At 33.9% G+C, this 16,962-nt stretch carries 17 protein-coding genes and 1 other RNA gene; 11 read left to right on the forward strand and 7 right to left on the reverse strand.

The window, feature by feature from the left end; translation table 11 throughout:
* Nucleotides 1–16: 16 nt before the first annotated feature.
* A complete protein-coding gene (locus OM967_RS04110; RefSeq protein WP_264337672.1) occupies nucleotides 17–2,038 on the forward strand; it encodes an AAA family ATPase in 2,022 nt (673 codons plus the stop codon).
* A gap of 12 nt (nucleotides 2,039–2,050) precedes the next feature.
* On the opposite strand, the gene OM967_RS04115 is transcribed toward OM967_RS04110, so the two are convergent.
* Entirely contained in the window at nucleotides 2,051–3,160 is a 1,110-nt protein-coding gene (locus tag OM967_RS04115) for a hypothetical protein (protein WP_141457035.1), read from the reverse strand.
* Complete coding sequence (locus OM967_RS04120) at nucleotides 3,126–4,322, reverse strand: hypothetical protein (RefSeq protein WP_226079480.1); 1,197 nt, start codon at nucleotides 4,320–4,322, stop codon at nucleotides 3,126–3,128. Before OM967_RS04120 ends, OM967_RS04115 begins: the two co-directional genes overlap by 35 nt.
* Nucleotides 4,323–4,522: 200 nt before the next feature.
* Here OM967_RS04120 and OM967_RS04125 point away from each other — a divergent pair, with 200 nt between their 5' ends.
* From OM967_RS04125 to OM967_RS04165, 8 genes are all read left to right on the forward strand, one after another.
* Nucleotides 4,523–4,741, forward strand: a complete 219-nt coding sequence (locus tag OM967_RS04125) for a hypothetical protein (protein ID WP_077188242.1) — start codon at nucleotides 4,523–4,525, stop codon at nucleotides 4,739–4,741.
* Entirely contained in the window at nucleotides 4,641–6,272 is a 1,632-nt protein-coding gene (locus tag OM967_RS04130; RefSeq protein WP_264337673.1) for a recombinase family protein, read from the forward strand. The genes OM967_RS04125 and OM967_RS04130 overlap by 101 nt, the downstream gene beginning before the upstream one ends.
* The gene (locus OM967_RS04135) at nucleotides 6,202–7,668 is read left to right on the forward strand and encodes a YifB family Mg chelatase-like AAA ATPase (RefSeq protein ID WP_264337674.1); all 1,467 of its coding nucleotides are present in this window, start codon (nucleotides 6,202–6,204) and stop codon (nucleotides 7,666–7,668) included. Before OM967_RS04130 ends, OM967_RS04135 begins: the two co-directional genes overlap by 71 nt.
* A gap of 77 nt (nucleotides 7,669–7,745) precedes the next feature.
* Nucleotides 7,746–8,192: a hypothetical protein gene (locus tag OM967_RS04140; RefSeq protein WP_264337675.1), complete on the forward strand. Its 447-nt coding sequence runs from the start codon at nucleotides 7,746–7,748 to the stop codon at nucleotides 8,190–8,192.
* A gap of 207 nt (nucleotides 8,193–8,399) precedes the next feature.
* Nucleotides 8,400–9,584, forward strand: a complete 1,185-nt coding sequence (gene ftsZ, locus OM967_RS04145) for a cell division protein FtsZ (RefSeq protein WP_211908523.1) — start codon at nucleotides 8,400–8,402, stop codon at nucleotides 9,582–9,584.
* Nucleotides 9,584–9,982 (forward strand): EVE domain-containing protein, encoded by a 399-nt coding sequence (locus tag OM967_RS04150; RefSeq protein ID WP_211908525.1) that lies wholly within the window; start codon nucleotides 9,584–9,586, stop codon nucleotides 9,980–9,982. Before ftsZ ends, OM967_RS04150 begins: the two co-directional genes overlap by 1 nt.
* Nucleotides 9,983–10,321: 339 nt before the next feature.
* Entirely contained in the window at nucleotides 10,322–10,780 is a 459-nt protein-coding gene (ybeY, locus tag OM967_RS04160) for an rRNA maturation RNase YbeY (RefSeq protein ID WP_015587883.1), read from the forward strand.
* 53 nt (nucleotides 10,781–10,833) lie between these two features.
* A complete protein-coding gene (locus OM967_RS04165) occupies nucleotides 10,834–11,622 on the forward strand; it encodes a succinate dehydrogenase iron-sulfur subunit (RefSeq protein ID WP_211908529.1) in 789 nt (262 codons plus the stop codon).
* A gap of 3 nt (nucleotides 11,623–11,625) precedes the next feature.
* Here the strand turns inward: OM967_RS04165 and OM967_RS04170 are convergent, their stop codons facing one another.
* From OM967_RS04170 to OM967_RS04185, 4 genes are read right to left on the reverse strand one after another with little or no spacing between them, the layout of a single operon-like run.
* Nucleotides 11,626–12,762, reverse strand: coding sequence for a hypothetical protein (locus OM967_RS04170; RefSeq protein WP_052264787.1), 1,137 nt, complete (start codon nucleotides 12,760–12,762; stop codon nucleotides 11,626–11,628).
* A gap of 35 nt (nucleotides 12,763–12,797) precedes the next feature.
* Entirely contained in the window at nucleotides 12,798–13,589 is a 792-nt protein-coding gene (locus OM967_RS04175) for a GNAT family N-acetyltransferase (protein WP_211908531.1), read from the reverse strand.
* A complete protein-coding gene (locus OM967_RS04180) occupies nucleotides 13,579–14,061 on the reverse strand; it encodes a phosphatidylglycerophosphatase A family protein (RefSeq protein ID WP_012481861.1) in 483 nt (160 codons plus the stop codon). Before OM967_RS04180 ends, OM967_RS04175 begins: the two co-directional genes overlap by 11 nt.
* A gap of 19 nt (nucleotides 14,062–14,080) precedes the next feature.
* Nucleotides 14,081–15,058: an NAD(P)H-dependent glycerol-3-phosphate dehydrogenase gene (locus tag OM967_RS04185; RefSeq protein ID WP_211908535.1), complete on the reverse strand. Its 978-nt coding sequence runs from the start codon at nucleotides 15,056–15,058 to the stop codon at nucleotides 14,081–14,083.
* 323 nt (nucleotides 15,059–15,381) lie between these two features.
* Between OM967_RS04185 and OM967_RS04190 the strand changes: the two genes are divergently transcribed.
* Together OM967_RS04190 and OM967_RS04195 are read left to right on the forward strand one after the other, a co-directional pair.
* Nucleotides 15,382–16,152, forward strand: coding sequence for a response regulator transcription factor (locus OM967_RS04190; RefSeq protein WP_250119993.1), 771 nt, complete (start codon nucleotides 15,382–15,384; stop codon nucleotides 16,150–16,152).
* Between the two features lie 225 nt (nucleotides 16,153–16,377).
* Entirely contained in the window at nucleotides 16,378–16,518 is a 141-nt protein-coding gene (locus OM967_RS04195) for a hypothetical protein (RefSeq protein WP_250119994.1), read from the forward strand.
* Here OM967_RS04195 and rnpB read toward each other — a convergent pair.
* An RNA gene (rnpB, locus tag OM967_RS04200) (RNase P RNA component class A) lies at nucleotides 16,507–16,855 on the reverse strand. The genes OM967_RS04195 and rnpB overlap by 12 nt on opposite strands.
* Nucleotides 16,856–16,962: the final 107 nt, after the last annotated feature.

Raw genomic sequence — 16,962 nt, forward strand, 5'->3', positions numbered from 1 at the left:
CACAAAAACCGACACTATGCTAGAGCTAAAAACTCAGCTTTTGCAAAACATCAGATCTTGTCTTTTTCATCTTTTACCAAGAGGGACATTTCGTGGTGATAAGTTTTATGTAGGTGATGTACAGGGTAACAAGGGCAAAAGTACTGTAATAGAGTTAACAGGCGAAAGAGCCGGATTATGGAAAGATTTTGCAACTGGAGAAGGTGGTGACATTATTGATCTTTGGGCAACGGTACACGGGAAGAATGCGAGAATAGAGTTTCCTGAAGTAATGCTCTCAATAAGTGAATGGCTTGGAAAAACCAACTTCAAAGAACAGAGAAATTTAGAACAATACTTAACTTGTAGTTGGAACTACTACGATGAAAATAACCAATTGATTGTAATAGTCTACCGTTATGATCCTCCTTTAGAGAAAAAACAGTTTAAACCATTTGATGTTAAAAAACAAAGATTCAAAGAGCCAGAAATAAGGCCACTCTACAACATTCCAGGTATTTTAAAATCTGATAAGGTTGTTCTGGTTGAAGGAGAAAAATGCGCAGAAGCACTTATAGAGAAAGGAATAACTGCAACAACAGCAATGTTTGGAGCAAATGCGCCTATTGATAAAACAGATTGGACTCCGCTTAAGGGCAAGCATATTATTATTTGGCCAGACAACGATGAAGCAGGTAATAAATATACCAAAAATGCTGAAAAGAGACTTTTAGAACTTGGTGTTGCATCACTTGCTACGCTTAAGATTCCACCGAATAAACCAAAGAGTTGGGATGCTGCTGATTGTGTGTTAGAGGGAATAAATATTGAAGAATTTATCGAAAAAAACTCAAGAAAAATAATTATTAAACCACCACTTGATATTTTTAGCTGGAGCGTAGAGCGTTTTGTAGGCCCAGTACCAAAGCAAAGATTCTTGGTTGAAGGATTATTTCCTTTGGGTGTAACCTCCATTTTGGCTGCAATGGGAGATACAGGCAAAGGTATGCTACTTCTTGACCTAGCCCTCAAGGTTGCAGGTAGCATAGATCAGGTATGCGGATTTGGTCCACTTGTTACTGAACATGGATCTGTGGTGGTATTTTCTGCGGAGGATGATACAAATGAAATACATCGTCTCTTAGAACGACTTGATCCAAAATGCGAGAGATTGAAATATAAAGGTAGGCTATTTATTGTACCATTACCAAACATCGGAGGATCTCTTACCATACTTAAGAACGTTCGCGGTAAAGTTGTAGAAATCTCTCCAGAATTTGAGTCGGTAATGAAGCAGCTGAGCAGGATAAAGGATTTAAAGCTCATTATATTTGATCCCCTTGCTTCTTTCATTCATGCAGATTTAAATGCTGATCCAGCAGTAGGGGATTATCTCATGTGTTTATTATCTGATTTAGCATGTAGCACTGGAGCTTCAATAATTACTGCACATCATATGAGAAAGCTGAAGGGAGAAAAGCCTATATCAACAGTAGAGCAAGCACGAGATGCTATTCGAGGCACTTCTGCTCTCGTAAATGGAGTCAGGTGTTCTTTTACTTTTTGGCCTGTTGAAGATATGACTAAACCAATGATTTTTAGGTCAATTGGAAAAATCCCAAGACAAAATGCACTATTTTATGGAGCTGTTGTTAAAGCAAATGGCCTGGCTGATCGTACCATACGCACTTACCTAAGAAATGAAGAAACAGGGCTATTGGAAGACATCACTGAACAATTAAAAGCTCAAAATATTAGCGATAAAGATCTTAAAATATATCTTATTGATTCAATTGCGCGAGCTGCTATTTCAGGACATCCATTTACTCACACAGGAAGTGCAGGAATACATAAACAACGACATAGACTGCCTGAAGTTTTTCATAGTATGGGAAGAGATAGATTAGAGCGTATAGTGCAAGAGCTTTTACAGGCAAAGCAAATAGTTAAAGGAATGGCTAATGGTTCAAAAGAGGATAAATGGCTCGATATTAAAACAGGACCATTTGCACGTGGAGTGGGAAAATTTATTCATGGAGCTGAAAAAAACTATTTTTGATAACAAAAAACTCTATTTTTTTATAGTCAAAGTAAAAGGGTTAATACGATAACCATGTGATGATCTTTGCCAACCAAGGGTTTGTATTACATCATCACGTTCAATACTTAATCCTAATTTCTCAGCCAATGTAGCTTTGATCGTTTTTTGCATCTTGTTTAATGGTTTTCTGATTTGATGTTCTAAATCTGCTTCTAAACTAAGTCCCAAGAGTTTTTCTAACTGATTAATATTGAGAAGTGTATGTTTTTCAGGTGGTAACTCTTTCTCACAGTCATGTAAAAATTGCTTGAACAATATTCGAAAAATATTAAGGCATGATGCAGCTTTTTTATTTATAACTTCAACGCTATTAACATATACCATACCTTTAACTACCTGTAACTCCAAAAGCTTTATTGGCACAATTGGTTCAACACGTTTAAGCGAAATATATGAAGCTGGTAAAACTTGCAAAGAAGTATTTTCTACTACCTCTGGTACTCCTTTTTTAGCTGCCTCTTGGAATATCTCAGTTACAGTCTTATACTGGCAAAACAGTTCTACCATTCGCACTACATATAGGCTCAATAATAGATTAGGTATATCTTTTTTTAGAGTAATGAGAACTGTCGGATGGACTCTCAGTTTATCTATGGTTAAAAATATCGCATCAGTACAAAAATCAAGGATTATTAGATTTACAATATGACCTTGATCACAAGTATAATAAACTCCTTTTTCCATTTTTCCCCACATAAGTCTTGAATCATTCAACTTTGTTTCAAACCAGTCTATGATTTTCTCTATATTTAAGTATATGGATAAGAGATGAAATCTCTGTTTTTTATAAGTATTAGGCAAAATATGACGAGAACAGTTTTCACAAATAGCGTCATCACATGCTTCATCAAAGTCTGGATCGATAAAAATCTCATTGCTACAACTTGGATCAATTACATTTGGCCAATCAAGATGATCTTCTTCACGAGAGCAAACAATATAGTACCTTTCTTGCATTTTTATCAATCCAAGATCAAATAAGTATCTTGCTGCTTTAATGTGATTTTGACTTGGATTAACCCAAGAACTATTTGAACTTAAAAGATCAGCAATTTGCTCGTGAAAGGATTTTAAGACCATAAGATTGTTCCATATGTTTCTTCAGGTCCTCTCTTTCTTTTTTATTGAGCGGATGCTCTGAATAATAAATTTCCCCACTTGATTTGAAAGAAAATGTTACCTTTTTGTTTTGGAACATTACTTTAGCTGATTGAATAGATTGTAGTATGTTGCCAATAGACGGCTTTAAAATATGTAACTCTGGTGCAATAGGATCGTACGGCTTTACACTCAAAGTAAGATATGTATTACTATTTTTAAAATAATCTGACTTAAAATTTAACTCAAATATACAAATATTAGGGTCAGAACCCTCTATACATGCTTGAAGGAATTTATGCACTTGTAGTAGAAAGTTCTTATCCTGTATATTTACAAAAGTACATTCGCAGTTAAAATAACCACTTACAATACTATTTGCTATTTCCACAGCTTTATTGGTATTTTTAGCACAGAGATTAACCTTTGTACCATCAATCGAAAAATCTAAAATCATCCACTCAGGTTTATGGCCATGAACAACTTTGTTTGAATTAAGCAGTAAATCCATGTCACTTCCTCGACGTACAAACATATATATCCGATCTTGATGATGGAAAAAACCCTGCAATTGGTTTTCAAACTTCAGTATCTGCTCTACAGCTTCTTGTGACATAAATTCCTTGAATGAAGTGTTTATTTGTCTTGGTGATTTCTGTAGAGCAAATGATACGAAACCTCTCTTTTGTACTTTATCAAAGTGATAGACAGATTTTAGAAGTTCACAATTTATGTGAAACAGTAAAAATAACAAGGATCTTTTATCATACTTAGTATTATTTTTTATCAGGTACGATCTCATTAACTCTTGAGTGAGGGCAAATCTTGCTACTTCACTGACTGTAGCTTCAAGTTTCGTACGATCAAAGTAGCTAATGAGATAATAGTTAAAAAGAGAGTCAGAGTAACTGGCAAGTATCTTACGTTTTTGTTGAGTGGATCTATCATCGTAGTCTCCGTCTTGAAAAAGTTGTCCATTTAAATGATTTTTAAAGCAATGCTGAAAAATAATGCTCAGTTGTTTACCAGAAAGGGAATCTAACCAAGACTGACGTATATTAGAATCCTGAAAACGATCTAATAAAAGGTTAACAGGAACTTCTAAGTCGCTCTCCCAGAATTTATGACTTGGATAAATCTCCATAACATATTAAATAAGCCATGTTATACATAATATGATGATTTAGGCAAAGATTTTTTGGACATAATTTCTTCAAATCTTGTATATTTATTAGGGAGAATTTGTGTGAACTAGATAGCTTTCTTAAACGAGACATAAGGTGTGCATTGGTTTAGTTTAATAGAAGTCTCCTAACCTATAAAAAAATTCACAGGAAGAAAAACATGCAAAAAGGAGAGTTGGCTATTTATTGGGGTTATAAGCCTAATCGATTGGCAGATACATATCTAGCAGATGCTTATGAACAATTATTGAAATGTAAAACAAAGGAGGTAGAAGAAAATGACAACCGTAAGCTTGTATGCAAGAGTTTCATCAAGACAACAGGCACAGGAGAATACGATAGAGAGTCAGATTGTAGAATTGGAGCGTCGCATTGGTAGTGATGGACATGAGTTATTAGATGAGCATAAGTTTGTCGATAATGGTTATAGTGGATCAAATTTAGAACGTCCTGGCTTAGAAAATTTACGTGATAGAGTAGCAGAAGGTAAGATTGATAAGATATATATTCATTCACCTGATCGGCTATCACGTAAATTTTCATATCAAATGATCTTACTCGAAGAGTTTAAAAAGGCTGGATCTGAAATAGTATTTTTGAATCATAAGTTTGATGATAATCCGGATTCCCATTTATTTCTACAGATTCAGGGAGCAATAGCAGAGTATGAACGTGCAAAGATTATGGAACGAAACCGTAGAGGTAAACTTCATGCGGCCAAAGCTGGGTGTATAAGTGTGATGGGTAGGGCGCCTTACGGTTATCGCTACATAGCAAAACATGTAGGTGAAGGAAGTGCTCAATTTGAGGTTGATGAAGAAGAGGCAAATATAGTGCGTAAAATATTTAGTCGGGTTGGCCAAGAAAGAGCAAGTATAGGAGAAGTTGTACATGAACTGAATAAGATACCGGTAATAACACGAACAGGAAAAAGGTATTGGAAAAGGAGCACTATTTGGAACATGTTAAAAAATCCTGCTTATATAGGACAAGCAGCTTATGGTAAAACTAGGACATGCTCAAAACCACAAGTAAAAAAATCAAAAAAAGGAACTTGTGGTAAACTTAAAAGTGGTCGCTTTAATAGTGATAAAGAGAATTGGACTTATATTCCAGTACCAAAAATAATCAATGAGCATTTATTTGATTCAGTGCAGGCACAACTAACTGAAAATAGGCAAAGAGCAAGAGTACGACAAAGAAGAGAAACATATTTATTGCAAGGTTTAATGGTATGTCAACGTTGTCAATATACTTATTGTGGTACAAACCACGTTCATAAAAAGTCGACATATTATTACTATCGTTGCTCTGGTACAAACTCTAGCAAATTCAATGGCAATAAAATCTGCGATAATAAATCAATACGCACTGATATATTAGATGGAGTTATATGGGAAGAAGTCAAGAGTATCTTGAAAGAGCCAGATAGGATTGCAAATGAATATCAACGTAGATTATCAGAGAACAAAAAACCTTTACATAATCAAACACGTGAAAAGCAAGAAAGTAAGTTAAGATTAAGTATCAAAAAATTTATTGATAGCTATGCTAAAGGGTTTATAAGCCAAGAAGAATTTGAACCAAGAATCACAACAATGAAACAGCATTTGAAAAAAATTGAAGAAGAGAAAGAAAGAACGCTTGATCAAAAAAAACTACAACAAGAATTGAGCCTTGTTACAGATAGCTTGAAAAACTTTTCCTCAAGTGTTGAATCAAAGCTTGATCAAGTGGATTGGCAGACTAAGCAAAATATTATTAGAATGTTAATTCATCAAATTGAAATCAATCACAATCACTTGTATATAGTATTTCGCATAAAAAGTCTTGCAAATTTTGATCAAAATAGCCATAATAGAATTATGCAATGTTGTACTAGCAGTCAATATTGTTGGCTTGCCGGATAAAACTGTTGCAGAATCCAGAGAGCGTATCAGAGCAGCGTTAAATTCAATCAATCTTCTGTTACCTCCAAAAAGGATTACGGTTAATCTTTCCCCTGCGGATTTGCTTAAAGAAGGTAGTCATTATGACTTAGCTATTGCTGTTGGATTACTTGTTGTAATGAATGTGATACCAGTTGAAAAAGTTCAGTCTTATATCATTATGGGTGAGCTTGCACTAGACAGCAGAGTCATACCAATCTCAGGAGTACTTCCAACAGCAATCAGTGCAAAACAGGTAAATAAAGGAGTAATTTGCCCAAGGGGAAATGGAGTAGAAGCTTTATGGGTAAAGAATGTTTCTATTCTGGCTATAGAGAAATTAACGGATATTATCAGACATTTTAAGGGTGAGCAGTTAATTCAGCCGGTAACTTTTAACTATAGCGCTGCACCCAAAGAAAAAAATTCAGTTCCAGATATAAAGGATATTAAAGGTCAAGTTGTTGCAAAAAGAGCAGCTGAAATTGCAGCAGCAGGTGGACACAATATGCTTCTTGTTGGACCTCCTGGTACTGGAAAGTCAATGCTTGCTAAGCGATTTATAGGGCTATTACCCGATTTGACTGAACAAGAGATGATTGATGTTAATATCATCTCTAGCATAACAAAAGCCGGTAACGAAACATTTAAAGTAACTCGTCCCTTTCGTGAACCTCATCACTCATGCTCGATGTCAGCGATGATAGGAGGAGGGAAAAATGCAAAGCCTGGGGAAATCACCATGGCTCACAATGGTGTGTTATTTCTTGATGAGCTACCTGAATTTCCAAGGCTTGTGCTTGATTCTCTATGCCAACCACTTGAAGATAGAAAAGTTACTATTGCACGTGCAAATGCTCACATTACTTATCCAGCTAATTTTCAACTTATAGCTGCAATGAATCCCTGCAGGTGCGGTTACTTAGGTGATGCAAGTAGATCGTGCAACAAAGCTCCAAAATGCGGCACAGATTATAGAAATAAAATATCAGGACCTTTGCTTGATAGAATAGACATATGCATTGAAATGCCAAACGTTAGAATACTTTCTCCTGAAATCTCTGTGGAGGGAGAAAGTACCGAGGTTATAAGAGGAAGGGTGATAGCAGCGAGAAAAATTCAAACTGAGCGTTATAGTAAATTTAATATTCGTTGCAATGCAGAAGTCAGTGGTGAAGCATTAAATAAATTCACTGAACCAGATCAGGAAGGGTTAGAATTGCTAAAATACGTACTGAAAGAAAATTACATTTCCAATCGAGGCTACACACGCGTATTAAGAGTCGCAAGAACCATTGCAGATCTTGTAAAAAGTGAAGAGGTAAAGAAAGCACACATTGCAGAAGCGCTGAATTACAGAATAAGAATGTATAAATAAATTAATCTGCTTGACAGAAAACTTTTTTTTGCCATATACTACCATTAGTGAAATTTTAATATTTTAGGAGTACAGTTATGCCGACAGTAAAAACAATCAAAGATAAAGTTAAAGAAGTTTATAATCAGGGTTATGGTTTTGTAACAAAACATCCGTATAAAACAGCTGCCACTTTTGTAGCAATTGCAACAGTAGCTTCGCTTACGGCTGCTTATTTCTTAAGTCCAGCTTATGCAACTTTTGTTGGTACAGTTGGAACAAAAGCTGCAACACTTGTTAGTCCTGCTATTACTACAATGTCTGCATTTGCAGTTGCTCATCCACTTGTTGCTAGTTTGGTAGTTTTTGCTGCAGTAGCAGCTTTAATAACTGCACCTGTGTATGCATATAAAAACAGTAATAAGGCAGCTCAAGCTGAAAAAGTAAGTGAATTAGTTGAGAATCAAGAACCAAGCAGCGAGATAAAAGTAGGTGAAATTCAAAAAATACTTGGGTCCAGCAATCAACATCTACTGTTTAATTAGTAGCAACTTCCAATAAAAAGGGATAGGCTTCTGTCCCTTTTTACAGTTTTTTTTTGCATCTTAATCATTATATCTACTGGTTAATAATGTTAAGAATAAGTAAATCTTGTTCACTATTTGCATATATCAAAATGAAAAATGTTTGCATATTGTTAAAAAAGCAGTAACTTGTTATCAAGTGAATTCACTAATATTTGAGTAATTTAAATGTCAATTGACCTTAGTTTACCAGAATTACCCATATTGCACCCAAGGATTACCGTTGTGGGAGTGGGTGGTGCTGGTGGAAATGCTGTGAACAACATGATTCAATCCAATTTACAAGGAGTAAATTTTGTTGTAGCAAATACCGATGCTCAAGCGTTAGAGAAGTCATTATGTGATAAAAAAATTCAGCTTGGTATTAACTTAACTAAGGGCCTTGGTGCTGGTGCTTTGCCTGATGTTGGTAAAGGTGCAGCAGAAGAATCAATTGACGAAATTATGGAGCATATAAAAGATAGCCATATGCTCTTTATCACAGCAGGGATGGGTGGTGGTACTGGAACAGGTGCTGCACCGGTAATTGCAAAAGCAGCCAGAGAAGCAAGAGCGGTAGTTAAAGATAAAGGAGCAAAAGAAAAAAAGATACTGACTGTTGGAGTCGTAACTAAGCCGTTCGGTTTTGAAGGTGTGCGGCGTATGCGCATTGCAGAGCTTGGACTTGAAGAGTTGCAAAAATACGTAGATACACTTATTGTCATTCCCAATCAAAATTTATTTAGAATTGCTAACGAGAAAACTACATTTGCTGACGCATTTCAACTCGCCGATAATGTTCTGCATATTGGCATAAGAGGAGTAACTGATTTGATGATCATGCCAGGACTGATTAATCTTGATTTTGCTGATATAGAAACAGTCATGAGTGAGATGGGTAAAGCAATGATTGGTACTGGAGAGGCAGAAGGAGAAGATAGGGCAATTAGTGCTGCAGAGGCTGCGATATCTAATCCATTACTTGATAATGTATCAATGAAAGGTGCACAAGGAATATTGATTAATATTACTGGTGGTGGAGATATGACTCTATTTGAAGTTGATGCTGCAGCCAATAGAGTGCGTGAAGAAGTGGATGAAAATGCAAATATAATATTTGGTGCCACTTTTGATCAGGCGATGGAGGGAAGAGTTAGAGTTTCTGTTCTTGCAACTGGCATTGATAGCTGTAACGACAATTCATCTGTTAATCAAAACAAGATCCCAGCAGAGGAAAAAAATTTTAAATGGCCTTATAATCAAATTCCAATATTAGAAACAAAAGAATATGCTTCAACTGAGCAAACAAACGAAAGAGTTAAGTGGGGCAGCAATGTTTATGATATACCAGCTTATTTAAGAAGAAAAAAATAATGCAATTTTGGCTACTCAAGTCAGAGCCAAGTGAATACTCGTGGCAAAAAATGAGAAAGGAGCAGGTGACGCAGTGGAATGGTGTATGCAATTATCAAGCTCAAAATTACATGAGAGCTATGAAATTAGGTGATCTTGCATTTTTTTATCATACAGGTAAAGAGAGAGTTATACTTGGAATAGTTGAAGTATTAAAGGAGTATTATCATGTTTATAATTCCAAATTTGGACTAGTGAATGTAAAACTTTTGAAACCTTTAAGTAACCAAGTGACGTTAAACAGTATAAAACAAAACCCACTTTTGAAAAATATGGTTATATTAAAACAATCACGTTTATCAGTTTCTCCAGTTTTAGAGACTGAGTGGAATGAAATAATAAGGATGAGTGATGTGTAATACCTGTTGCCAAACAATATTACCTCAGCACACAACATACAGCTGTATGAGTGTTTGTTTCGAAGTAGCCGATTTTTCATCAAACACAAAGCAGTGCTTGACACTGGAATCCAGCTGTAATGCAACCACATTAAAAATGTTGTGTTTTAATATAGCTTTTATATTCACTCACCTAATGTCTAATCAGAATTCCTGGATCCCAATGTTGGAGCACTGGGATGACATACTTCTAGTGTACAATATTCGTATAGTTGTGTGTATGATACGATGTTCTATAATTCTTCTTTTTTGGGTTCCAATGTCAAGTGATGGGATAATGTCCTTTCTGGTGCTTTATTCATGTTAGAAGTAAATATTCTTGATAAGAGGTGGCATAGTATTACGAAGGACCCACAGAGTTTTGTATTAAATATTATTAACGCTTCTCTAAAAGAATTAAAAATAGATCATTATAAACCAAATATATCAATAGCTCTCGCTGATGATAACTTGCTACATCAACTTAATCTCAAGTTTAGAGAAATAGATAAGCCAACTAATGTACTATCATTTCCATGCGAACAGTTATCTAGTGAATGTGATCTAGGAGACATAGCAATTGCAGTAGATACAATAGAAAGAGAGTCTCATGAGTACTGTATATCTATCCTCACTCACACTGCACACATGTTAGTTCATGGATTGCTGCATTTACTTGGCTATGATCATCAAAAAGAAGATGAAGAAATTATAATGAAAAGTTTAGAGAGCAAGATTTTAGCTTTGCTTGAATTTGAAAAGGAAAAGTATGGTAGATAATACCAAAATATGTTATTTACAAAAAAGGGGTTTTAGCTGTAAAGGTAAGCAATATGGTTCAGTTTTCTTTACCAAAAAATTCTAAAGTTAATAAAAAGGGCAAGGTTTATCCTACTCCTACTGGAGCAAAAAATATTAGAAGATTTCAAATTTATCGTTGGTCTGCTGATGATGATAAAAATCCAAGAATAGACACATTTTTTATCGATATGGATAATTGTGGCCCTATGGTACTTGATGTATTAATAAAAATAAAGGATGAAATAGATTCAACCTTAACTTTTAGACGCTCTTGCAGAGAAGGAATATGCGGATCTTGTGCAATGAATATTGATGGTACCAACACTCTTGCATGCACTAAATCTATACATGATATAAAAGGTGAAGTAAAAATATATCCACTACCTCATATGTATATAGTAAAGGATCTAGTTCCAGATCTAAGCCAATTTTATGAGCAATACAAATCGATTAAACCTTGGTTACAAACAGATAAATCTGCCTTACAAAATAAAGAATACTTTCAATCTCCTGAAGATAGAAAAAAATTGGATGGTCTGTCTGATTGTATACTATGTGCTTGCTGTTCGACTGGTTGCCCAAGCTATTGGTGGAATGGTGATAAATTTTTAGGGCCAGCGGTATTACTGCAAGCTTATAGATGGATTGCTGACAGTCGTGATAATAAGAAAGAAGAAAGACTTGCTTCTTTAAACGACCCATTTAAGTTGTATCGCTGTCATACAATAATGAATTGTACAAAAACCTGTCCGAAAGGTCTTAACCCAGCAAAAGCGATAGCAAAAGTAAAACAGCTCATGGTAGAGAGAGAAGGAATTTGAGTGTTATTTCTGGCACTCTTCGTAAGAAAATAGTAGACCCTCTGAAGCATAGGGTATTGTTAATACTCTAAACGTTCTTCCATTCATGAAATGTATTGTTTCACCATATGATTCCAGTAATCTTTTAAACAATTCATGTCTTTGATTATTAATAGTTTGAAAATCCTTTTTTCCTAAAAGCTTTTTAGATTCAAATAGGTGAAGCATAATCTCGTGATAAGTTGGATAAGACTCCAAAAATTTTGGATCAAACTGAAAAGTTTTTATAAAAGCATTATTATAAAATTTTAGCTTTTGATTCTTACTATATATCGCTACAGCAATCGATAGCTTCTCAAGCAAACTTTCTTGTGCAGCTAAACAATTGCTTAGCTCAGTATGTAATTTTTTTTCATCACTAATATCTTTTCCATACATTACTATGCTATTAGAATTTTGCATTGGAACTTCAACAAAATTAAAAACCTTAGGTTCATTCTTGTAAGTTATTACACACTCTCCTGGTTTTACGTTATAGGAGCCACTTGCAACAGTAAATTTTTTAGAGCTGCCTATATATTTATCATAAAATAAGTTATAAAACCTTACTTTTTTATTCTTATTGTACTTCAGTATTGGAAATGGTAAAGAGTCAAAAATTTTTTTATAGTTCTCCAATTCTCGCATAAGCTTACTATTTTCTAACTCAAGTTCATTAGCTTTTATCTTATAATCGGAGATATTCCTTATCCATAACAACACACCAATCACATTATTAGAATAATCTATTATGCTTTTACCATAACATGTGCAATAAACCTCACTGTCTTTTGACTTTAAATCTAGAGTAAAAGATTTATTTATTTCCTTTGCCTCAGCAAAACTTTTAATTAAGCTTTCTGATTGCTCAAAAAAATTTACAAACTCATTAAATGAATAAAAAACAGTATTAAGCAAAATTAGTAAATTGGGAGAAAATTTTTCTATACGTTTTTTTGCGTCCCAAATATAAAATCCATCATTCACAGTATCTATTAAATTATTTATGATAACATTTTGATGTTGTAAGTCCTTAATTTTATTACTAATTTTTAATTTAGAATATGAGAAAAAGAAGAATACTAGAATTAGTAGTAAAACTATTTCATACAAAAAAAACATAGTATTCTAAAACAAATATAAAAATTTGTAACCTCTCAGCAAAGAGATTGTACTGAAGAGGTATATAAGTGAAGATTGCCCAATACCCTAAAGCCTAATCTCTTATAAAGGTTTACAGAAGGTTTCATGCAATGTGCTACTATGTATTTGCATTCAAATTGCCTAGCTATCTTTATTCTTTCTAGAACCATTTGAGTTCCTATTCCACGACCTCTGTAAATTGGTAAAACTCCATCGCTATAAAAACCAGCTATGCTGTCTTGAATATAAAGACCGCATGTTCCAACAATTTCGTTATTTAGCATTACAAGAAAAAATCTTAACCTTGAGCTCTTATCATCATAATTCGATAATTGGCGAAAAAATGTGCTAACAATACTAATTCTGTGATAAAAAATTTTAGAAGTGTGTAAATCTAATTGCTCTAAGAGCTCACTACTATTTACAACATTGAACTTCAAATTTGGAACAGCATCATCAGGCAAAAAATAATCTTTTATATTGAGTAAAACTTTTTTTGGTGTGCTAACGTGTTTTATTTCGCATTTTTCTAAAATACCCCCTATTTTTATACGTGGACTTATTATCCATGTTGCTTCTATATTTCGTGCTTTGAGATAATCTAGAGTTCTGCATATGGAAAGCTCAGTACATTGATCTTCACAAAACACAAAATTAAATAACGATTCTCTGGTACCATTTACTGTAAATATAACATTATCAAATTCGTCATGTATTTCCCACTTGGACAAATTCGTTGCATAAAGTATATAATCCTTTAGGTTCTGAATAATTAAGCGTGAATAACAAATTTTTTTATTCTGCATAAATCAACAATAAACAATAAAAGGCTCCTATAAAAACAAAGGCTAAAATTGCAGCTACAACATCATCTAGCATAATACCTAAAGGACCTTTTGTATTTTTATCAATCAAATTTATAGGCCACACTTTTATTATATCAAAAAACCTAAAGGAGAAAAAGCACACCAACAATACAGAGCTATTCATTTCTTGTTCTAATAATATTGAAACTAGAAGTACTGTCAGCAATTGACCAACTACTTCATCAATTACTACCTCTTTTGGATCATGCGGAGCTTTGTAATGTTGTATATAATTGCCTGTAGACCATAATCCAACTAAGAATAAAAAAAAAATAATTGCTGTACCTAAAATTCTGTCATTGAGTAATATAGGAACAATTGGGTAAGCAGCCAAGCTGCCTATAGTACCTGGCATGTGTTTTACCGTGCCAGATAGCCACCATGTTGATATTAATTTATATAAAAATTTCACAATATACCGAAATATAAAACTAATTTACAAGAACAGAAATAGTATCTTCTATAGAAGTATTTTCATATAGCAATCTATAGATCGCTTCACATATGGGCATTTTTATCTTTAGCTTTTCTGCTAAATCAAATGCAGACTTAGCAGTGTTAAAACCTTCAATTACCGACTTACCTTCTGATAAAATCTGCTGAGCACTAGAACCATTACTATTAGCTACTTTAGATCCAAAAGATAGATTTCTTGAATTTAATGATGTGCATGTCACAACCAAATCGCCTAAGCATGCTGGTCCAAGTAGTGTATTTATATCTACATTGCCGTCACCAACTTTTGCTGAGTATAAAGCCTTAATTTCACTCATACTTTTCGTAATTAATGCTGCATGAGCATTAAACCCAAACCTACCTAGAACAACCCCACATGCTATAGCAAAAACATTCTTTAACGCTGCACAAACCTGTATTCCTATAACATCGCTACTAAGGTACAATTTAATATTTTCTTGCTGTAGCTCTGATATTAATTTTAAACCTAATACTTCATTTTGACATGCAAGAACCATCGAATATGGTAATTTTCTTGCAACTTCTATAGCAAAGCTAGGACCAGAAAAAACAGCAAGAGGATTATTAGGTAAAACTTCATTGACTACTTCACTAGGTAATTTTAATGTAGATTTTTCTATTCCCTTACAAGCCAAAATTATTGCTACATTTTTTTTTAGGTTACAATCATTCAATTGATGACATATCTCCCTTAGAGACTGAGTGGGAACAGCTAAAATTATTACTGAAGCATTCACTGCATCTTCAATAGCTAATTTTACTGATACATTATCAGAAATTGGACAATCAGGTAGCTTGTCACTTTCTCTTTTCTCTTTAATTGATTCAAACATGGCCTTATTGCGAGTCCACAAAATTACATTTTTCTTACTACTTAATGAAATCGCAATTGCTGTACCCCATGCGCCAGCACCTAAAACTGATATTACCACTCAATATTCCTGAAAGTATTACTTATAATTTAAAACTGTAGAATAAGTAAATTAAAAATATAACATAAAAGTATAAAATAGTTTAAATATCTATTAACCTAAGTATTCTTTTAATAAAAATAGCTTCTATTCAATATTTACTAAAAATAGTATTATTATAGTATATCTATTGTATTTTAGATCTATTTGTATAATTTTGGAACGACACATTAACTATTAATTAATAAGTGTAATTTCTATTATTCATTAATAAAAATTTGATTTGTTACTTTCCTTGGTTATATATATTACTAAAATTATAAATTATTTATGGGGTGTAAAATATGCGTATATTATTAATTGAAGATGATCAAGTAAGTGCAAGGACTGTAGTTAATGCCTTAACTTCTGATGGACATTTTTGCGACGTTGTTACTTCTGCACAAGATTATAACAATAATATGGTTTCCTCGGGTGGAGACTATTACGATCTAGTTATTCTAGATATACACCTGCCTGGTGATATTGATGGATATGATATACTGTTAAGATTAAGAAGTGCAAAAATCAAAGTTCCTGTTTTAATACTTTCGTGTATCTCCGCTGCCAACCATAAAGCTAAAGGACTCGGGTATGGTGCCGACGATTACTTAACCAAGCCATTTCACAAGAGCGAATTATTAGCTCGAATTAAGGCCATAGTCCGACGTACTAAAGGTCATCCCGAATCAGTGATAAAAATTGGTAATATGAATATCAATTTTGATCACAGGATTGTTGAGGTAAAAGGCAAAACAGTTCACCTTACTAACAAAGAGTATTCCATGATAGAATTGCTGGCATTGCGTAAAGGAGCAGTGTTGACAAAAGAAATGTTTTTAAACCATCTTTACAATGGCTTGGACGAACCTTCAGACAACAAAATAGTTGATGTTTTTATGTGTAAATTACGTAAAAAACTTGAAAGTGCAAATGATGGAATAAGCCACATAGAAACCGTTTGGGGTAGAGGATATGTTCTAAAAGAGTATGTTGACGATGAAGAATACTCTAGTGCTAATATAAGCGAAAGCAGTAGTGACTATCAAGCAGAACAAGTGAAGGACAGCGCATGAAATGCTTTATTTACTTGTTGATTGAAGAAGCAAAAAGGTAGATTTAGTAAGATAAAAACTAATCCTAAAAGTGAGGTAACGTGGTCAGTCTTTTAGAACTTTACAAAGATTTACAACAAAAGATAGAAAAGTTGGAAGCGGAGCTAAAAAGTTATAGGTAAGAAAGTAAGGCTTTAGAGATAGAGAATGACGAGTTAAAGGAAAAGCTCGGTTAAAATTCAAGCTTTGTTAAGTTCAAAAGGAAATAAGAAAAGAGATAAGCCAAGAAGTAAAATGAATATAGGTGGTCAAATTGAGCGTACAGGGTATGTGAAATGTTTGATACATTTACATAGTATGGCTGACATTCATGCATTGCCTAGGTGAAATATAAGCCGAGTTCTGTTTATGTAGCTATTTATCTGGAGTAAATGTTACCATTTACTTCATGCGATTTACCCGAGTAGATATGAGAAAAACATAAAATCTACTTCTATTTAATCTTGCTCCTAGTGTTGGTTACTTGACTACCAATGTTGCCATTGTTATGGTGTGCTCTTACCACACCTTTTCACCCTTGCCTAATAATATTTAGGCGGTAATTTTCTGTAGCCCTATAACTGGAGTTACCTCCGGCGGGCGTTACCCGTCACTACCTTTTCTTGGAGCTCGGACTTTCCTCTGCTGTGTTTATCACACAACAGCAGCTACTTATTTCACCTAGAAATTATACTTTAACATTAAAATCACAAAAGCAAAAGAAAATTTCCTAACAGTCTACATACTAAAAACATTCAGACAAATAGCTAAAGGTGATATTCCGGTACATCA

Origin of the sequence: Wolbachia endosymbiont (group B) of Dolichovespula media, from assembly GCF_947179505.1 — a bacterium.
Classification (GTDB): Bacteria; Pseudomonadota; Alphaproteobacteria; order Rickettsiales; family Anaplasmataceae; genus Wolbachia.